This is a genomic window from Colwellia maritima (assembly GCF_022669015.1).
Classification (GTDB): Bacteria; Pseudomonadota; Gammaproteobacteria; order Enterobacterales; family Alteromonadaceae; genus Colwellia; species Colwellia maritima.
Genome location: NZ_JAKKSL010000002.1, coordinates 758,411 through 775,368, shown reverse-complemented (window position 1 = coordinate 775,368; position 16,958 = coordinate 758,411). Strand labels below are relative to the sequence as shown.

Sequence of the window (16,958 nt, the reverse complement as noted above, 5' to 3'; positions counted from 1 at the left end):
TCCCAAGGATAGATAAAAATAGGTCGTTTATCATCAGGGTGAAGTATGGTTAAGCGGCATCAATACTCAGGCTTGTTTGTGCTATTATTAAATGACTTCCGCGTAATGGCCTTACACGTCTTTCATTGATAACTTCACTTCGTAGTTTATCTGCCCATGCGCCAGTAGCATTAATTACTACTGATGATAATAAAGTAAAGGTTTCATTTTTATCACACGATTTCGACATGTCTTTCGCTATTACCCCAATAACTTGTTGTGTTTTTGGATCTTTTACTAATGTTTTTACTTGGGTATAGTTAATAACTTGAGCGCCTGCTTGAACAGACTCTTGTATAACACGCATGACTAAGCGGGCATCATCAACCACGGCATCAGTATAAAAATAAGTGCCTTTAAGTTTATCATTGAGTAGCCTAGGAAATTTATCGATCGTTTCATTTATGTTTAAAAAACTATGGTCTTTAATACCGGCAAGCCAATCATATACAGTGAGTAAAGTACCCATAATAAAACGACCTGGAAATTGACCTTTTTTGAGTACAAAGTAATAACCCATTCTATGAATAAGACCAGGTGCTTCTTTTAATAACCGTTCTCGCTCTTCTAAAGCATGTTTTGTTAACTTGATATCACCCTGAGCAATATAACGAAGCCCACCATGTACCATTTTAGATGAACGACTTGACGTGCCCCAAGCAAAATCTTTCTGCTCAATGAGTAGGGTTTTTAATCCTCGCCGTGTTGCTTCTTGTAAAATACCGGCTCCCACTATACCGCCACCAATAACAATCACATCCCATACCTTGTTGTTATCATTATCTGCATTATTTGGGCTAGCAAAGTTGATACGTTTAAGATCTGTTTTTGAGGCTGATATTGATGCTTTGTGGTTGTTTTTCATATTTACACCGTATTGGGGTTCATTTGTTTATTGGGATCGAAAACCTGACATAAGGATTTTATCGCTTTTATACCAAGCTCACCTTTTTCTGCCATAAGGTAGGGGGCATGATCCTTGCCAACCCCGTGTTGATGACTAATAGTACCACCAGAGTTAACGATAGCAGTAGCACCTGCTGCTTTTATTTTAGACCGCGTTGCAGGGTTTTTTCATAATTTTCATCCATTCGAAACAAAAACGTTGTGTAAATACTACAGCCTTGACCATAAAAATGAGACAAGTGTGTAAACACATGAATGGTTTCATTGACTTCATTAAGTGCATGACTAATTGCTGACTCTATTGTTTTTACAGTATTTGGTACGGCAGACCAGTCAACACAAGTTTCCATCGTATCTACAATAATTCCTACATCCCAAAAACCTTGCCGTAAATAAGGGCTGCGAAAACGGCTATGTTGCCAGTGTTTTCCTAATGCAGTACCAATGTAAACACCGTTATGTTGAGCAATTAACTTTTTAGTTATTTTTAAAGCAGATTTACATTGTGCTTTACTTCCTGTGATACCAAAAGTGAACATGGTTTTTTCGCTAGTGCCCGAAGCATTACTTTTTGGCACACCGCGCAGATGTAAATATTTTTCTAAGTACTTAACAGCCGTATCGTGACCCGCTAGTGTTAAATGTGATGCTGTCTCTATTTCATTACTTAATCGCATCATTGAGAGCTGAATACCTTGTTGCACTATTTCACGTGTTGATTGCATTCCTATTTGCCAATTGGGAAAAAATGCTACGTAAAAATTTTCTTGTTCAGGTAATTTAGTAACACGCACTTTAACTTGGGTAATAATTCCTAAACGGCCTTCGCTACCTAAGATCATTTCTCGTATGTCTGGTCCTGCGGATGATGCAGGGAAGGTAGGAATATCAAGTGATCCTTGTAATGTTTCTATATTACCTCCGGAAACATTTTCTCTATTCGACCGTACCGCAATGATTGCTGCCCACTAGATCTGCTAGCAACCCAACCACCAATCGTTGACAATTCCCACGATTGTGGAAAATGCCCTAAAGTGTAACCATGTTCAGCTAATTGTTTTTCTACCTCGGGTCCTAGTGTGCCTGCGCCAAAAGTTGCGATCTGACTGTCTTTATCTAAAGCAATAAGCTTGTTCATTTTCGTTAATGCGATAGTGATAACAGGACGCTCTGACTTTTCTGGATTAATATGGCCACAAACTGAGGTACCACCGCCATAAGGAATCACAATTAAATTTTCTTGTTTAGCAAATTGCAATAGTGTTTGTACTTCAGCGGTTGTCGTTGGTAAGGCAACACCATCAGGAAATGCATCAAAATTTCCGCTATGAGTTGCTAGCCAATCGGGAATACTTTGTCCACGACAATAACGCAGCCTTATTTCGGCACCAGTTTGAATTAGCTGATGTTCTGGTGCCCTCGATTGAGGGACTTTTGCAATAGCTTCCGCCAATGAAATTTCAGGTAAGGGTTTACTTTCACCTAGTATATTTTCGATATACGCTTGAGACGTTTTGGTTAAATCAAAACTTAAATTATTTTTTTCATCACCCCAACCATTCCAACGTTTCATAGGTTCTCTCTTCAAGTTGATATTGTTTTTTATATACTAAACTGAATATACCGCTTAATTTATGCTTTAATAGGGCTTATTATTGATAATTTAGGACATTATGAGACATATAACTCTATGAGTAGTCAACTTATTAGCATTGATGAAGTGAATGCACGCCAATCAATTATTGGTATTTCTTTATTAGCAAAATTAGTACAACAAGAAGGAGGGAATGTTAAATTACTACTCGATAATGCCGATACCATCACAACTATTGAATGAACCAAAGGCGAGTATTTCGTTTCAACAAGCAGTGGCTTTTACACGTCAATTAGTAGAAACTTTATCTGATAATGATTTAGGCTTTAAAGGCGGTCAATGTTTTCGGCTAAATGCTTTTGGTCATATTGGTTTTGCCGCTAGTTCAAGTGACACGGTAAGTGATGCTATTACTTTTTTCTTAAATATATTCGTCTTGCTTATACTCCTTTTATGATCGATTTCTTTGTAAAAGATGGCAATGCCATTTTACGTTTTAGCGATCAATTCGAGTCTGGGTAACTTAAGACGATTTTATTTAGAAAGAGACTTTTCTTTTGCATTTCTGTCAACCCGAGATATGTTTCCACGCTCTGTCGTCGGTCAAAAACCTAAAACGATCCATTTTGATTTTCCTTGTCCAACACACGTTGAGCATTATCAAAAATTATATGAATGTCCCGTGTATTTTTCGATGCCTTATAATCAAATATTGTTTGATGAACGGTATCTAGATTTACCTTTACCTTTAGCAAATCCACTCACGCGTGAATTATTAGAAGAACAATGCAAACTGCAAGAAATTGCTTTGTTTGGTCAGAATACTTTGGTTGAAAAAATTAGACAAATTATTCAATGCATTGAAAATGAAATGCCCAATTTAGATAAAATAGCCCAAATGCATTTTATTACTGCAAGAACAATGCGTCGAAAATTAAAAGAGCAGGGCGTAACGTTTCAACAATTAGTAAACGAAGAACAAAGTAAAAAAGCCCGTCATTATTTATTAACAACAGAATTTAACATCGAACAAATATCTACCCGTTTAGGTTATAGCGAATCGGCAAGTTTCATTCATGCGTTCAAACGGTGGACAGGTAAAACGCCTAAATATTATCGGGCATAACCGTATTTCACTTGAACGAGGTTGAAGACTTTTTTAACCTATTTGCATCAAAACAAGAAAGATCAATTCACTCTTGTCATCACTTGAGTTACGTTATTAAATAAGGCTTTTAGTTTATCTACCTTTGATATTTTTTCATTTTTTTCACTATTTATTTGTTGTAAGCACAGCTCTTCAGCTTTGTGGTACATCATTAAATAAGCCTCTTCAAGCTCTATCAACCAGGTATTACAAAAAATCGCATTTTGTTTTTTTCGTTTAAGCCATCGTTGACAAACCGTATTTTTGTCTTGCCTAATCGATTCTTTTTCAATATTTGAAGGAGATATAATACGTTTTGTTAAGCTTTTATATTCGTGTTGTAATGCAATATCAAATACTTTTAATTTACACTCTTTTTGATTTTCTGCCTTACACGCCCAAGCTAACCATTCTTCGTTAGGCTGGTACGCCATTAACCATTGGTCGAATTTGGTTGCAGGCATAGGCCTTGCTATAGCGTAACCCTGTGCTTTTTCACATCCCATCATTAATAACATTAAGCCATGTTCAGTTGTTTCCACACCTTCGGCGATTACGTCGCGGTTAAAAGAGTGAGCTAAACTCAGTACCCCATTAATAATGCTATAATTATTTGCATCATTAAGTATATCAATGACAAAAGATTGGTCTATTTTTATCACATTGGTGGCAAGGCTTTAATATGCGTTAATGAGGAATAGCCGGTACAAAAATCATCGAGTGCCACTGTTAGCCCAAATAATTTACGACAAGTGTTTAGTGTTTTATTGATGGAATCTAAGTCACCTAGCACACTACTTTCAAGAATTTCTAGTTGAATATACCGAGTATCTAAATTTTTATATTTTCTTAATATGTTTTTTAAATCAGAAACAAAATTTTGAGATTGAAGGTGATAAGAAGAAATATTAATACTTACTTCAATCATTAAGCCACTTTGTTGCCATTTAGTTAATTGTTTGACTGCACTATTTATTACCCATTGGCCAAGGAGAAGATCTATATTTGTATCCTCTAAAACGGGTAAAAAATCTTTTGGTGGAATCAAACCTTTATCAGGTGAATGCCATCTAACCAGGGCTTCTACGCCGTAAACGGCTCCCGTTTTCATGTTTATTTTTGGTGGTAATACAGTACAAATTCATCATTTTTTATCGCATTAACAATGGCATTTAACTTATGTCTCTTTTTAATTATTTGTTGGTCTTTTTCTTTATTAAACAGATGATAGCCATTTCCGCCAGACAGCTTTATTTGGTACATAGCTTGGTCTGCATGACGTATCAATGTATCCAAATCACTATGATCATTTGGATATAAGGTGACGCCTGTAGAAGCAGTCAAATGATATGTATTATGTTCCAAGATAAATGGCTGTTTAAGCGAATGATATATGCGTTTTAGAATGTCTTCACAGTCTGAGAAAGTATTAATATTACTTAATAATAAGGCAAATTCATCGCCGCCTTGCCTTGATACGGTATCGCCGGTTCTTAAGTTTGATTTAATACGATTGGCAACTTCAATTAAAATTTTATCACCTACACTATGGCCATAATTATCATTGATGGGTTTAAAGTTATCTAAATCAATAAAACAAACGGCAAGTGAGTTCTTTGAACGATCTGCATGGGCTACTGACTGATTAAAACGGTCAATAAATAGTGTACGGTTTGGTAATGACGTTAAGGCATCATAATGGGCCATCTGTTCAAGTGTATGGTGTTGGTTTTTGATTTGAGTGATATCAGCAAACAGCCCCATATAATGAAGTGTTTTGCCGCTATTGTCTTTTAAAGACGAAATAGTCAGTAGCTCGGCATACAGCTCACCATTTTTTTTACAATTCCAAACTTCCCCTTTCCAATAACCACGCGCAACAACAGACTCCCAAATATCATCATAGAACTGCTTACTTTGCTTTTGAGAATTTAAAATACTTAAATTTTTACCTAATACATCTCCACGTTCATAGCCGGTAATTTCACTAAAAGCGGGATTGACATTAATCAGCGTTCCATCTGTTTCTGTTATGAATATTCCATCATGTGCTTCAACAAAAACTTGCGCTGCTAGTTTTAATTGTTCTTCATTTGCTGAGCGCTCAATCATTAACTGATTAAATTCATTAGCCATGACAGAAATTTCATCTTGTCCTGATATTTCTAGCAATTGATTGTTTCTTTTGTTTTTGCGCGACTGTTTCATTACGTCGGCAATATGCTTAATTTGTTCAACGACTCGCTTTTTTAGCACTTGGCTCAACAAAATAGTAATTATTAACACAGTCAGTACAAAAATCGTGTACAGAACTAGTGGTATATTTACTTGTTTATTGGCAAGTTTTTCTGATGTGATAATATCATTAATAATGGTTGAACTGACGGTATGTAGCAAACCAAGGCGATAGGTTGCTGATTCCCACCATAGTTCAGGATCTATTAATTCTGTGGGCGATTGTAAGGCTAAAATCGGGTTAAGAGCAGGGGTATTGTTATTATCTGATTTGAAGGTAATTGTTCTAATAGGTACTTTATCTGATCTCAGCCGGGTCGCAATACTGATTTTCGACTCGTATTCATGATATTCCTGTACTTTTTTATCCTGTATAGTTTTAAACATTAAATTCGCGTGCTTTGGTGAAGCCACATTATAATAACGGGCTAGTTCTGCTTGTTGTCTTGCAACATGGTTGATAACCCCCATCAATATAAGACTACCTCTTGAATCAGACGAGTGTTGTTGATGAAGGGCACCATATAATAATCCACGTTCTATGGCCGCATATTCTTCAAGCCCTAACGCATAAATAAGGGACGAAACCATATTGTTCTTTTCTTGATTAGTTACCATGGCATGAAGTACGCTGACTTCCTGCAGTAAATCAGAAATCAAACCACTATAGAAATCAAAATGGTTGTTATTTATAAGCTTATCTACTTCACCACGGATACGTGTCAAATTTTTAAATTTTTGGATGATTTTTTTAAAATTAACGCGAGTTTGATCAGGTAAATATTGCGGAGGAATAGAAAACAGATGAAACACTTGTTTATAGTTTTGTATAGTCGTTTTTCGTTGTTCAGTTAATTGGAAAACGTAGTGGGTGTTATTTGCTGCGAGTACTCCGGACTTAAACCTCGTTCTTTTTGCAAGTTGTATATTAGGTCAGACAGTTGTTGAACAGCTTGCGCAAATTGCAACGCATTATCAGTTTGTTCAAGTTTTTCATATTTATCAACAATGGTTATGCTGAAAAAAAGAGGAGTGCTACAGTAGGAAGAACCAAAAACGCATTAAGTTTTGCACTGATATTATGTTTATTAAATAATTCTAACACTGTCATACTCTTAAGAGGCTGTTAAGTTTTTTGTTTGATATTTTATCGTTAATCTATGAATTCATTCTTAAAGGGCTTTAAGTACAAGTATAGAATTTCAATGTACACTTTTTACTGACTTTTTAAATGGCTATGGTACTGACGAATCTGTTATTGATTTTTCGTGGATAATACTATGTTAGCAAGGCTATTACCTATAAAAAAACACCAAAAACATAATGTAGATCAAAGAAATTAGAAATAAGTAGGTAAATAGTTATACTTAAAGGGAATAAGCGAGTGATAGGGAGTTAAATTGTTGTGCTCGTTAAAAAAAGCTACAAAAATGGCAAATTGGTATTACTATTTCAATAGATTATGTTTTAAATAGATTTCGTTTTGAATAGATTAAGTTTTTAACGAGCACCCTATAATGAGATTATGAATTATTTAAACAGTTAGATAACCAAATGCCAATATCATTAAGTTGTTGTGGTATAACACTATGAGCCATTGGGTAAGATTGCCATTGCGTTTTATATCCATCACTCTTTAATAGATCATACGCCATTTTACCCGCTGACATAGGAACAACATTATCTTGCTCACCATGATTTTGTAAAATTGGTGTATTTTTATTGGCATCACTAAGGCGGCTAGGTAGTTGATTTTTAGTTGGTAAATAACATGACAATGCCATGATTCCTGCTAATGGTTGCTCATACCTTAAGCCAGTAAATAAACTGACAACGCCGCCTTGACTAAAACCGGCCAAAACAATGTGATTGGCGCTAATACCATTATCAATTTGTTCGTTAATTAAAGCATGCACTAATTTTTCTGAGTTAAGTACACCATCCATATCCGCACGATTATGTAAATCTACATTCTTTATGTCATACCATGCGGGCATTACAAAGCCATTATTAACCGTTACGGCTTGCTCTGGCGCATGTGGAAACACAAAACGAATAGAATGATCTTGTGGCAAATTTAATAAAGGTACTACTGGCGCAAAACCGGCGCCTGAATCACCCAAACCATGCAACCATATAACACAAGCTGTGGCGGTAGTTTTAGGCTCAATGGTAATACGATCCGGCAGTGGTGTTATTTTAGACATTATTTCTCTTTGTGTTGACTGTTCTGTTGAACAGCCTAATATACGCTAATTCGTTTATGAAAGGGTAGGTTAAACTAATAGTTATTATGAATAAAGTATCAAAAGAAGTACAAGAACAAGCAATCAAAACAGCCAAAGGCACACAAAGACCAAATCAAACGAAAGAGCAAACAAAATTAATAGCACAAGGAATAGAAAAAGGTATTGCAGAATATAAAAAGCAACAGAATAAAAAATCACGTGAGCGTGATAAAATGCGTAAAGCGCAATTAAAAGAGCAGCTAAATAATGCTGAAATGCTTGTCGCCCTCCATACAAATAATGACCAGAATAACAATAACCGTTTACCCTGGGTATTATTAGCGCTTAGTTGGTGTGGCTTTATTAGCCGGTATTTATATTCTTAAATCAGCTCGATACGCTACATAATAAAGTTACGCGATACCACTACCTGTTTGATTTTGCTAATTAAATAATTTAACAAATCAAAATAGGGTCTTATCTTTTTTTTGTTCACACATGGATATTAAAGCCATAATATAATTAGAAATTAGTTATTGCCTGTGCTTAATAATAAGTTGTTTTAAGGTGTCAACAATGTCTGAAGAATCTTGATAGGCTAATACAACTTCTCGAACCAAACTAATGCCTTCTATCGGTAAAAATACGATTTCAAACTTGTTTAGTATTTCAGGTGAGGCAGGCACTAAGGCACAACCTAAACCTGCGTGAACAAGTCCTAATGCATAATCAATGGTTTGAATTTTTGCCCTTATATCTAATGTTATACCGGCGAGTGTTAGCGTGTCGTTTAAGCTATCCCAAGCATTACAAGGACTACGTTTAATAAAAGGCAGTCCGTCTAAATCTTGCAGGGCGATAGAATCTTTAAGCGCAAGTACGTGATTATAAGGTAGTGCAAGCAAATACTCTTCTTGCCATAACGGTAAGTAATTTTCGGTTCCATTTAATTCTTCTTTGATAATAATACGCGCATCGCAAGCTTCATTATGTGGTACTAAAGTTAACTGCATATTCTCTTGTGCTGAAGTAAAATCTTTAAGCAATGCTGACATACGTTCAACCCCAAGCCCGCGCGTTACCCCTAAATAAAATGATTTTTCAATACTCGGATCAGAAAAAAGATTTTTTATCGCATCTGCTTGCCCCAATAATTGTTTAGCTAATGGGTAGAGCCTTTCGCCTGTATCCGTTGCAGTAACCCCCGGGCATGTCGAATAAATAATGATGTTTTTAATGATTGCTCTAGTAAATGAATTGCGGCTGATATTGACGGTTGAGCAACAAAACATGTTTTAGCTGCGGCACTGATACTACGTTTTTCATAAACAGATGCAAAATAATGTAAACTTTTCAAGTCCATAAATACTTACTCGGTGTTTTAATTTCTATCGGTCAACTTACCTAGGTATAGGTAAAAACTATACCAGATAAAGAAAAAGAATATTTTAACTTTGGCTAAGTTTTATCTATTATCGAAATATATGCAATACTCATTATTTACGAAATAACTTATAACAACTTATGAAAGGTGCTTTTACACATGTCAAACTCAACAGCTAATTCAAGCAAGTCTCCTTCTTTTAACTGGCAAGATCCATTGTTATTAGAGTCGTTACTATCAGAAGATGAACGAATGATCCGTGATAGTGCGCATCAATATTGCCAAGAAAAGCTTATGCCAAGAGTACTTGAAGCGAATCGCAATGAACATTTTGATGTTGAGATCATGCGTGAGCTTGGTGCATTAGGTTTATTAGGCGCAACCATTCCTGAGAAATATGGTTGTCTTTGGTGTTAATTACGTAACTTATGGTTTAGTGGCTCGAGAAGTAGAGCGTGTAGACAGCGGTTACCGTAGTGCTATGAGTGTGCAATCTTCGTTAGTAATGCATCCCATTTACGCTTACGGCAGCGAAGAACAACGTATGAAATATTTACCTAAACTAGCAACAGGTGAATACATTGGTTGTTTTGGTTTAACTGAACCTAATTCAGGCTCAGATCCGGAAGCATGGCAACCAAAGCCGTTGCAGTTGACGGTGGTTACCGTTTAACGGGTACAAAAATGTGGATTACTAACTCACCCGTCGCTGATATTTTTGTTGTGTGGGGTAAACTTGATGGTGTGATTCGTGGTTTTGTGCTTGAGAAAGGCATGGAAGGGTTAAGCGCTCCTAAAATTGAAGGTAAATTTTCATTACGTGCCTCAATTACGGGTGAAATTGTTATGGATAACGTTTTTGTACCTGCTGACAATATGCTACCCAATGCCAAAGGCTTGTCAGGACCCTTTGGTTGTTTAAATAAAGCCCGTTACGGTATTGCATGGGGCGCGTTAGGTGCAGCAGAATTTTGGCCGGCATGGTGCTCGCCAATACACCTTAGACCGTGAACAATTTGGTCGTCCGTTAGCGGCTACTCAACTTATTCAGAAAAAACTAGCTGATATGCAAACCGACATAACCACAGGCTTATTTGCTTGTTTACAAGCAGGAAGACTAATGGATTCAGGCGACTTATCACCTACGGCTATCTCGCTTATAAAGCGTAACTCTTGTGGTAAAGCCTTAGACATTGCTCGTACTGCCCGTGATATGCATGGTGGTAATGGTATTAGTGATGAATTCCACATTATTCGTCATGTAATGAACCTAGAAGCAGTAAACACCTACGAAGGTACGCATGATGTGCACGCGTTAATTTTAGGTAGAGCACAAACAGGGTTACAAGCTTTTTATTAATAGTTCTGTTGATGAGCTAACGTCTAACCTACAAAAGCAAAATTTGTAGGTTGGGGTTTATGCCGACAAGTAATTAATTATCCGTAGGCGGGATTTTAATCGCGCTTTAACGTTAACTATCTCAAATTTTGTTTGCTGAAAAAGTGGAATCCCAATGTCAGATCGTAATCAATTGGTAAAAGAAAATTTTATCAACTTTGTGCGTAGCGGTAATCTACCCACGTCAAATTCTTTACTCACACCAGAAGCGGTTGGTTTAAGTAACCAAGCCGTTATCGACCTATTTGAAACACAGGTGATGAGTCGTCATTTAGACCTACAATCACGTGTGATGCAAAAGAAAGGGCAAAGCTTTTATACTATAGGCAGCTCAGGTCACGAGGGTAATGCCGCGTATGCAAAAGCGTTCAGGCATACAGATATGGCTTTTTTACATTACCGTAGTGGCGCCTTTGTTATTCAACGAAGCAAACAACTTGTCCGGGCAAACACCACTATATGATATGTTGCTGTCTTTTTCAGCGTCTAAAGATGATCCTATTTCTGGTGGTCGCCATAAGGTGTTGGGTAGCAAAACGTTAGCCATTCCACCACAAACAAGCACCATTGCGTCACATTTACCTAAAGCCATGGGGGCTGCCTTTAGTGTTGATTTGGCTAAACGATTAAATATAGAAGCAGAAATGCCCAATGACAGCATTGTAGTCTGTAATTTTGGTGATGCATCATCTAATCACTCTACAACTCAAGGTGCTATTAACAGTACCGCTTGGGCGGCGTATCAATCTATACCAATGCCTATTGTTTATATTTGTGAAGATAATGGCATTGGTATTTCAACCTCAACGCCTAAGGGTTGGATTGCCGCTAATTATCAGTATAGAGCAGGAATTCACTACCTTTATTGCGACGGCTTAAATTTGCTTGATACTTACCAAAAAGCTAAAGAAGCAGAATATATTGCCAGAAAATTACGTAAACCCGTATTTTTACACATGCGCACGGTACGTTTACTTGGCCATGCCGGCTCTGATGCTGAATTTGTTTACCGTAAAATGTCAGAGATTGAAGCAAACGAATTTCAAGATCCCTTACTACACAGTGCCCGTATTCTATTAGAAAACAACATGTTAAATGCTGAACAAATAATCGACATTTATAATAATATTGAGAACCGAGTAGCTAACGTTGCTGATGCTGCAGCATCAAAACCTAAATTAGCAACAGCAAAACAAGTTATGGCGAGTATTGTTCCGCCTGCACGCAAAAATAAACATCATGTCGAGGTTGATGACAATCAACGGCTATCGTTATTTTCACATGAAAAGCATAACCTCAGTAAACCTCAACATTTAGCCAAGCTGCTTAACTGGGCATTACTTGATTTAATGTCCGAACATCAAAATATTGTGATGTGCGGTGAAGATATTGGTAAAAAAGGTGGTGTGTATAACGTTACAGCAAAATTATGTGAACGCTTTGGGGAAAATCGTGTTGTAAATACCTTATTAGATGAACAGTCTATCTTAGGCACTGCTATTGGCATGGCACATAACGGTTTTCTACCTATACCTGAAATTCAGTTTTTAGCCTACGTGCATAACGCCGAAGATCAAATACGGGGCGAAGCAGCCACCTTGCCTTTTTTCTCTAATGGGCAATATACCAACCCCATGGTTATACGTATTGCAGGGGGCGGCTTATCAAAAAGGCTTTGGCGGCCATTTTCATAATGATAATTCATTTGCGGTTTTCCGTGATATCCCTGGGTTAATTATTGCTTGTCCATCAAACGGCGCTGATGCAGTACAAATGATGCGAAGCTGTGTGAAATTAGCGCAAGAGCAACAACGTATTGTGGTGTTTTTAGAGCCAATAGCATTGTATATGACTAAGGATTTACATGAAGAGGGCGATGGTCTTTGGACATCTGAATATGTTCAGCCTAAATCAGCAAAAGCAGAGGTTGATCAAAAAATATCAGTGTTTGGCGAAGGCAAAGACTTATGTATTTTAACCTACGGGAATGGTTACTTCTTATCAAGACAGGCAGAAAAAATATTAGCGGAACAAGGCATTAATTGCCGCGTGGTAGATCTACGTTGGTTAGCGCCATTAGATGAACAAGGTATTCTTGAACAAGTCACTCAGTGTAGCAATATTTTAATTGTTGACGAATGTCGCCAAACGGGTTCCATCAGTGAAGCTTTAATGACACTTATACATGAAGCGCATACCGCAAATGATAAAATCATCCCGAATATGAGTAGACTGACCGCTCAGGACAGTTTTATTCCATTGGGTGCTGCGGCCTATCATGTTTTGCCCTCTGCAAACGGCATTGTTGAGGCAGCAACAACGTTGTTACAAAAAAATCAATCCAATAAAAACAATCCAATAAAAACAATCCATTGGCGTAAAACATAAGGTTACGTGAGAAACAATATGAATACGAGTAATCAACACATAACGAATCAAAAAAAACGCGCCGTTGTTATTTGCCCTGGACGCGGAACCTACAATAAAGAAGAACTCGGTTATTTACAGCGATTGCACGCTGATAAAACAGAGATAATCTCAGTAATCGATAACTATCGTCAATTACAAGGTCAAATTAGCATCAATGAACTTGATAGCATGGCGCAATATAATATGCGTCAGCACACCGCAGGAGAAAATGCTTCGGCATTAATTTATGCATGTGCACTAGCCGATTTTCAATCAATTGACCGTGATGAATACGACATTGTTGCCGTAACGGGTAATTCAATGGGTTGGTATATTGCTTTAGCGGTTCTTTGGAGCAGTTGATCCACATGCTGCTATTGAATTAATAAATACCATGGGATCTATGATGACTGATGGTGTAGTGGGTGGACAAATGATTTACCCAATCACTAATGAGCAGTGGCAAAAACAGCGAATCCATTTCACAAATTGATCAATGGCTCACAGAAGTAAATAAAGACAGTAAAAATGAAGTGTATATTTCTATTCATTTAGGCGGCTATTTAGTTTTTGGTGGTAATAAAACAGGTTTAAAAGCCTTAGAAGAAAAATTGCCCGTTATTCAAGACAGGTACCCCATGAATTTATTTAACCATGCAGCTTTTCATACTCCCTTGTTAAACGATATTTCTATTAAAGCCAGATCACTTTTATCAACAGAGTTATTTGAATCACCAAAAATTCCGTTAATTGATGGGCTAGGGCAGATCTGGCAACCTTATAGCTGTGACACCCACAAACTATACGATTACACCTTAGGTACACAAGTAACCGATGCCTATAATTTTAGCAAAGCCATTGAAGTGGCTATTAAAGAATATGCACCAGACAAATTAATTATACTAGGCCCTGGCGCTACCTTAGGTGGAGCTGTCGCTCAATGTTTGATCAAACATAATTGGCTTGGTTTACAGGAAAAAAGTGATTTTATTGCTAAACAAAAAGCCGACCCTTTTCTTTTAGCTATGGGCATTGAAGAACAACGTAAAAGGGTTATTACTAGCAAATAAGCTCAGTATATAGTTTGAAAATAATTCTCGTATACATTCTAGGGGCTTAATTAATTAGCGCCTATGCGAGAGAATGGACTGATCACACCGTTTGCACCCTGCTGTAAAACATGCGTGTAAATTTGTGTTGTACGCACATCACTATGCCCCAATTGCGCTTGAACGGTTCTTATGTCAGCACCACTTTGTAATAAATGAGTGGCAAATGAATGACGTAAGGTATGTGGAGTCACATGCTTATCAATTTGGGCATCAAACGCTGCTTTTTTAACAGCACGTTGTAATTGTTTTTCATCAATATGATGGCGCCTAAGTTGTTTACTTTCTGGGTCAATACTTAATTTATGAGAGGCAAATAAATATTGCCAACTAAGCTGCTTATTGTGGCTAGGATATTTTTTACGTAATAAGTGAGGCATGAACACACCGCTAAACAACGGATTTTTAAGATCAAGCTGTAAAAAGTTTTCAACTAATTTTATTTGCGTACGCAATAGCGGAATAAGCTCAATTGCAAGTGTTACTACGCGGTTTTTGCCACCTTTACCATCCCAAATTCGTACACATTTATAATCAAAATCAATGTCATTAACTCGTAAACGTAGCACTTCCATTAACCGCATACCGCTACCATATAATAAAGCACAGGCTAAATAGTGGTTTGCACTACAGTGTTTAAATAACGCTGTGACTTCTGCGTGAGTAAGTACAACGGGTAATTTTATAGGTCGCTCACTTTTTAAAAAATTCAATGATAAAGACAGTGGCGCATTAATTATTTCTTTATATAAAAAACACAGCGCGTTTAATGCTTGCGCTTGTGTGCCTTTAGCAACATCTCGGGTGTTGACCAAATGATTTAAAAATAACTCAACTTCGGTATCTCCCATCGAACTAGGGTGGCGCATATTATGAAAGCGAATAAACGCAGCAATCCAGAATAAATATGCTTCAATAGTGCGCTTGGCATAACGTTTTTTATACATATGTTCTTTGATCAGTGTTAAAAAAGGTGATTTCATTTAGCTAAGCTCATAAATAATAATTAACTGTATGTATAGACAGTAAACTTTGTTTTGTCCAATAACATTATTACAAGCCGTTTTGGGGCGTAACAACAAAGGTTATTTTAAAATACATATAATTATTTGTTTACAAAGGTGTTTTTTAGTGAAATTATTAACACATGTAATATACGCCGTTTTGGGGTGTTATAAACCACCAAAATGGTGTTCAATAAGCTGTTATGTCATCAAATTAAATATGGAGAACTAATCTAATGCCAGAAATAAAATTAAAATGTTCTTGTGGGAAAGTTAAAGGAAAAACTAAGAATGTAAATGAAAGTTCCGGTACAAGAATTATGTGTTGCTGTGATGACTGTCAATCGTTTGCTCAGTATTTAAATCAAGAAAGTAGTGTATTAGATCAATACGGTGGTACGGACATATTTCAAATGCCGATTTCTAATATAAAAATTACAGAAGGAATTGAACAAATTTCGAGTGTTAGGTTAAGCGCTAAAGGTATGTATCGCCGGTATACAATATGTTGCAATACTCCAATAGGTAATACAATGGGACCAGGAGTTCCTTTTATTGGGGTTATCCATAATTTTATGGATAATGCTTCTACCCGAGACGAAGAATTAGGAAAAAATAGAGGCCACATTCAGACAAAATTTGCTAGGCAGGAAGTCCCTACTGAACTGAAAGGATCATCTCTTAAGATTATTCTTAGAAGTCTTTCCAAACTTATTGTTTGGAAAATAAAAGGACTTAATAAACCTTCTGTATTTTTCGATGATAACGGAAAACCTATTGCTAAACCAAATATTCTTAATTAAGAAATTTCGATTACTGTTGCAAGTGACATAACAAGAAAATTAAGCGGGACTGCTAACAGTAGGCTCGGTTTCGCTTCGCTTCACATTTTAGCCAACAGTTAATCAGCCCCTTATTTGGGCGTTATATGCACAGGAGATCCCATGAAGCTATTTGCGTTAATCATAAGTTTATCTTTTTTTAGTCAATTTTCTTTAGTCGGCACTTATGAAGTAATTTTAGAGGGCAAAAAATGCCAGGAAGATGATTATCAACAATTAAATTGTTCCTATAAAGTGGGAAAGGATTTACATATTGAGATAGCGGGAATTGGTCAAGAAGATACTGGAATAGCCTTTTTAAAATCAAATTTCAACGGCGATTATTATGGTAAATTTGGTTTACTTCATGGCTGCGTCATTGTAAATAACGGTAATAGTTTTTCTGATTTTGCTTTTATATCTCCAAAAAATGGTAAAGTATACAAGTCTTGGGAAAATTGCAAGAATCAAAAGTAAAGCGCATATAACACATATGAGCCCATCTCGCGTCAATAGGCAATAGTGTTCTTTTAGCTACCGCTAGGTAGCTAATTGTTTTCAATCAGTAAATTCGTCTTCTTCGTTATGTCAGTTAGCCATTAAACGCTCGTTTACGGCAAACACATATTGAGGCTCTCTTAGTGTGATCTCATCACTGCCTGCTTTTCCTTAATCCTTTTCGG

16 protein-coding genes and 4 pseudogenes are annotated in these 16,958 nt (G+C 36.7%); 10 read left to right on the top strand and 10 right to left on the bottom strand.

Going from position 1 to position 16,958, the window contains the following annotated elements; all coding sequences use genetic code 11:
- Positions 1–49 precede the first annotated feature (49 nt).
- From L3081_RS13865 to L3081_RS13855, 4 genes are all read right to left on the bottom strand, one after another.
- On the bottom strand, positions 50–904 hold the full coding sequence (locus L3081_RS13865) for an FAD-dependent oxidoreductase (RefSeq protein WP_242286716.1): 855 nt from the start codon (positions 902–904) through the stop codon (positions 50–52).
- 2 nt (positions 905–906) lie between these two features.
- A complete protein-coding gene (locus tag L3081_RS27005; protein ID WP_338027362.1) occupies positions 907–1,044 on the bottom strand; it encodes an FAD-linked oxidase C-terminal domain-containing protein in 138 nt (45 codons plus the stop codon).
- A 41-nt stretch (positions 1,045–1,085) separates the two neighbouring features.
- Complete coding sequence (locus L3081_RS13860) at positions 1,086–1,787, bottom strand: FAD-binding oxidoreductase (protein ID WP_274620536.1); 702 nt, start codon at positions 1,785–1,787, stop codon at positions 1,086–1,088.
- 68 nt (positions 1,788–1,855) lie between these two features.
- Positions 1,856–2,518, bottom strand: coding sequence for an FAD-binding oxidoreductase (locus tag L3081_RS13855; RefSeq protein ID WP_242286715.1), 663 nt, complete (start codon positions 2,516–2,518; stop codon positions 1,856–1,858).
- Positions 2,519–2,635: 117 nt separating this feature from the next.
- Between L3081_RS13855 and L3081_RS13850 the strand changes: the two genes are divergently transcribed.
- From L3081_RS13850 to L3081_RS28365, 3 genes and pseudogenes are all read left to right on the top strand, one after another.
- Entirely contained in the window at positions 2,636–2,782 is a 147-nt protein-coding gene (locus L3081_RS13850; protein ID WP_242286714.1) for a hypothetical protein, read from the top strand.
- Positions 2,733–3,224: pseudogene (locus tag L3081_RS13845) on the top strand (AraC family transcriptional regulator ligand-binding domain-containing protein); the annotation flags it as partial. The gene L3081_RS13850 and the pseudogene L3081_RS13845, both read left to right, overlap by 50 nt.
- A 9-nt stretch (positions 3,225–3,233) precedes the next feature.
- A complete protein-coding gene (locus tag L3081_RS28365) occupies positions 3,234–3,665 on the top strand; it encodes a helix-turn-helix domain-containing protein (protein WP_338027361.1) in 432 nt (143 codons plus the stop codon).
- A gap of 62 nt (positions 3,666–3,727) precedes the next feature.
- Here L3081_RS28365 and L3081_RS13835 read toward each other — a convergent pair.
- The 3 genes and pseudogenes from L3081_RS13835 to L3081_RS13825 all read right to left on the bottom strand — a co-directional run bounded on the left by L3081_RS13835 (position 3,728) and on the right by L3081_RS13825 (position 8,128).
- A pseudogene (locus tag L3081_RS13835) lies at positions 3,728–4,797 on the bottom strand (EAL domain-containing protein).
- A gap of 2 nt (positions 4,798–4,799) precedes the next feature.
- A complete protein-coding gene (locus L3081_RS28360; protein WP_242287050.1) occupies positions 4,800–6,848 on the bottom strand; it encodes a diguanylate cyclase domain-containing protein in 2,049 nt (682 codons plus the stop codon).
- Between the two features lie 596 nt (positions 6,849–7,444).
- Entirely contained in the window at positions 7,445–8,128 is a 684-nt protein-coding gene (locus tag L3081_RS13825) for an alpha/beta hydrolase (RefSeq protein WP_242286713.1), read from the bottom strand.
- Positions 8,129–8,211: 83 nt separating this feature from the next.
- Here L3081_RS13825 and L3081_RS13820 point away from each other — a divergent pair, with 83 nt between their 5' ends.
- Complete coding sequence (locus tag L3081_RS13820) at positions 8,212–8,535, top strand: DUF2956 domain-containing protein (protein WP_242287049.1); 324 nt, start codon at positions 8,212–8,214, stop codon at positions 8,533–8,535.
- Positions 8,536–8,682: 147 nt separating this feature from the next.
- Here L3081_RS13820 and L3081_RS13815 read toward each other — a convergent pair whose 3' ends face one another.
- A complete protein-coding gene (locus L3081_RS13815; protein WP_242286712.1) occupies positions 8,683–9,300 on the bottom strand; it encodes a LysR family transcriptional regulator substrate-binding protein in 618 nt (205 codons plus the stop codon).
- 11 nt (positions 9,301–9,311) lie between these two features.
- Positions 9,312–9,512, bottom strand: a complete 201-nt coding sequence (locus L3081_RS13810) for a helix-turn-helix domain-containing protein (protein ID WP_242286711.1) — start codon at positions 9,510–9,512, stop codon at positions 9,312–9,314.
- A gap of 180 nt (positions 9,513–9,692) precedes the next feature.
- Here L3081_RS13810 and L3081_RS13805 point away from each other — a divergent pair.
- From L3081_RS13805 to L3081_RS13790, 4 genes and pseudogenes are all read left to right on the top strand, one after another.
- Positions 9,693–10,893: pseudogene (locus L3081_RS13805) on the top strand (acyl-CoA dehydrogenase).
- 154 nt (positions 10,894–11,047) lie between these two features.
- Positions 11,048–13,320: pseudogene (locus L3081_RS29110) on the top strand (dehydrogenase E1 component subunit alpha/beta).
- A gap of 18 nt (positions 13,321–13,338) precedes the next feature.
- Entirely contained in the window at positions 13,339–13,704 is a 366-nt protein-coding gene (locus L3081_RS13795; RefSeq protein ID WP_242286710.1) for a hypothetical protein, read from the top strand.
- Between the two features lie 89 nt (positions 13,705–13,793).
- Positions 13,794–14,411, top strand: a complete 618-nt coding sequence (locus L3081_RS13790; RefSeq protein WP_242286709.1) for a hypothetical protein — start codon at positions 13,794–13,796, stop codon at positions 14,409–14,411.
- Positions 14,412–14,461: 50 nt separating this feature from the next.
- Here L3081_RS13790 and L3081_RS13785 read toward each other — a convergent pair whose 3' ends face one another.
- Positions 14,462–15,433, bottom strand: a complete 972-nt coding sequence (locus L3081_RS13785) for an integron integrase (RefSeq protein WP_242286708.1) — start codon at positions 15,431–15,433, stop codon at positions 14,462–14,464.
- A 257-nt stretch (positions 15,434–15,690) separates the two neighbouring features.
- Between L3081_RS13785 and L3081_RS13780 the strand changes: the two genes are divergently transcribed.
- Both L3081_RS13780 and L3081_RS13775 read left to right on the top strand, forming a co-directional pair.
- Positions 15,691–16,257 (top strand): DUF6151 family protein, encoded by a 567-nt coding sequence (locus L3081_RS13780; protein ID WP_242286707.1) that lies wholly within the window; start codon positions 15,691–15,693, stop codon positions 16,255–16,257.
- 141 nt (positions 16,258–16,398) lie between these two features.
- Positions 16,399–16,752: a hypothetical protein gene (locus L3081_RS13775; RefSeq protein ID WP_242286706.1), complete on the top strand. Its 354-nt coding sequence runs from the start codon at positions 16,399–16,401 to the stop codon at positions 16,750–16,752.
- Positions 16,753–16,958: the final 206 nt, after the last annotated feature.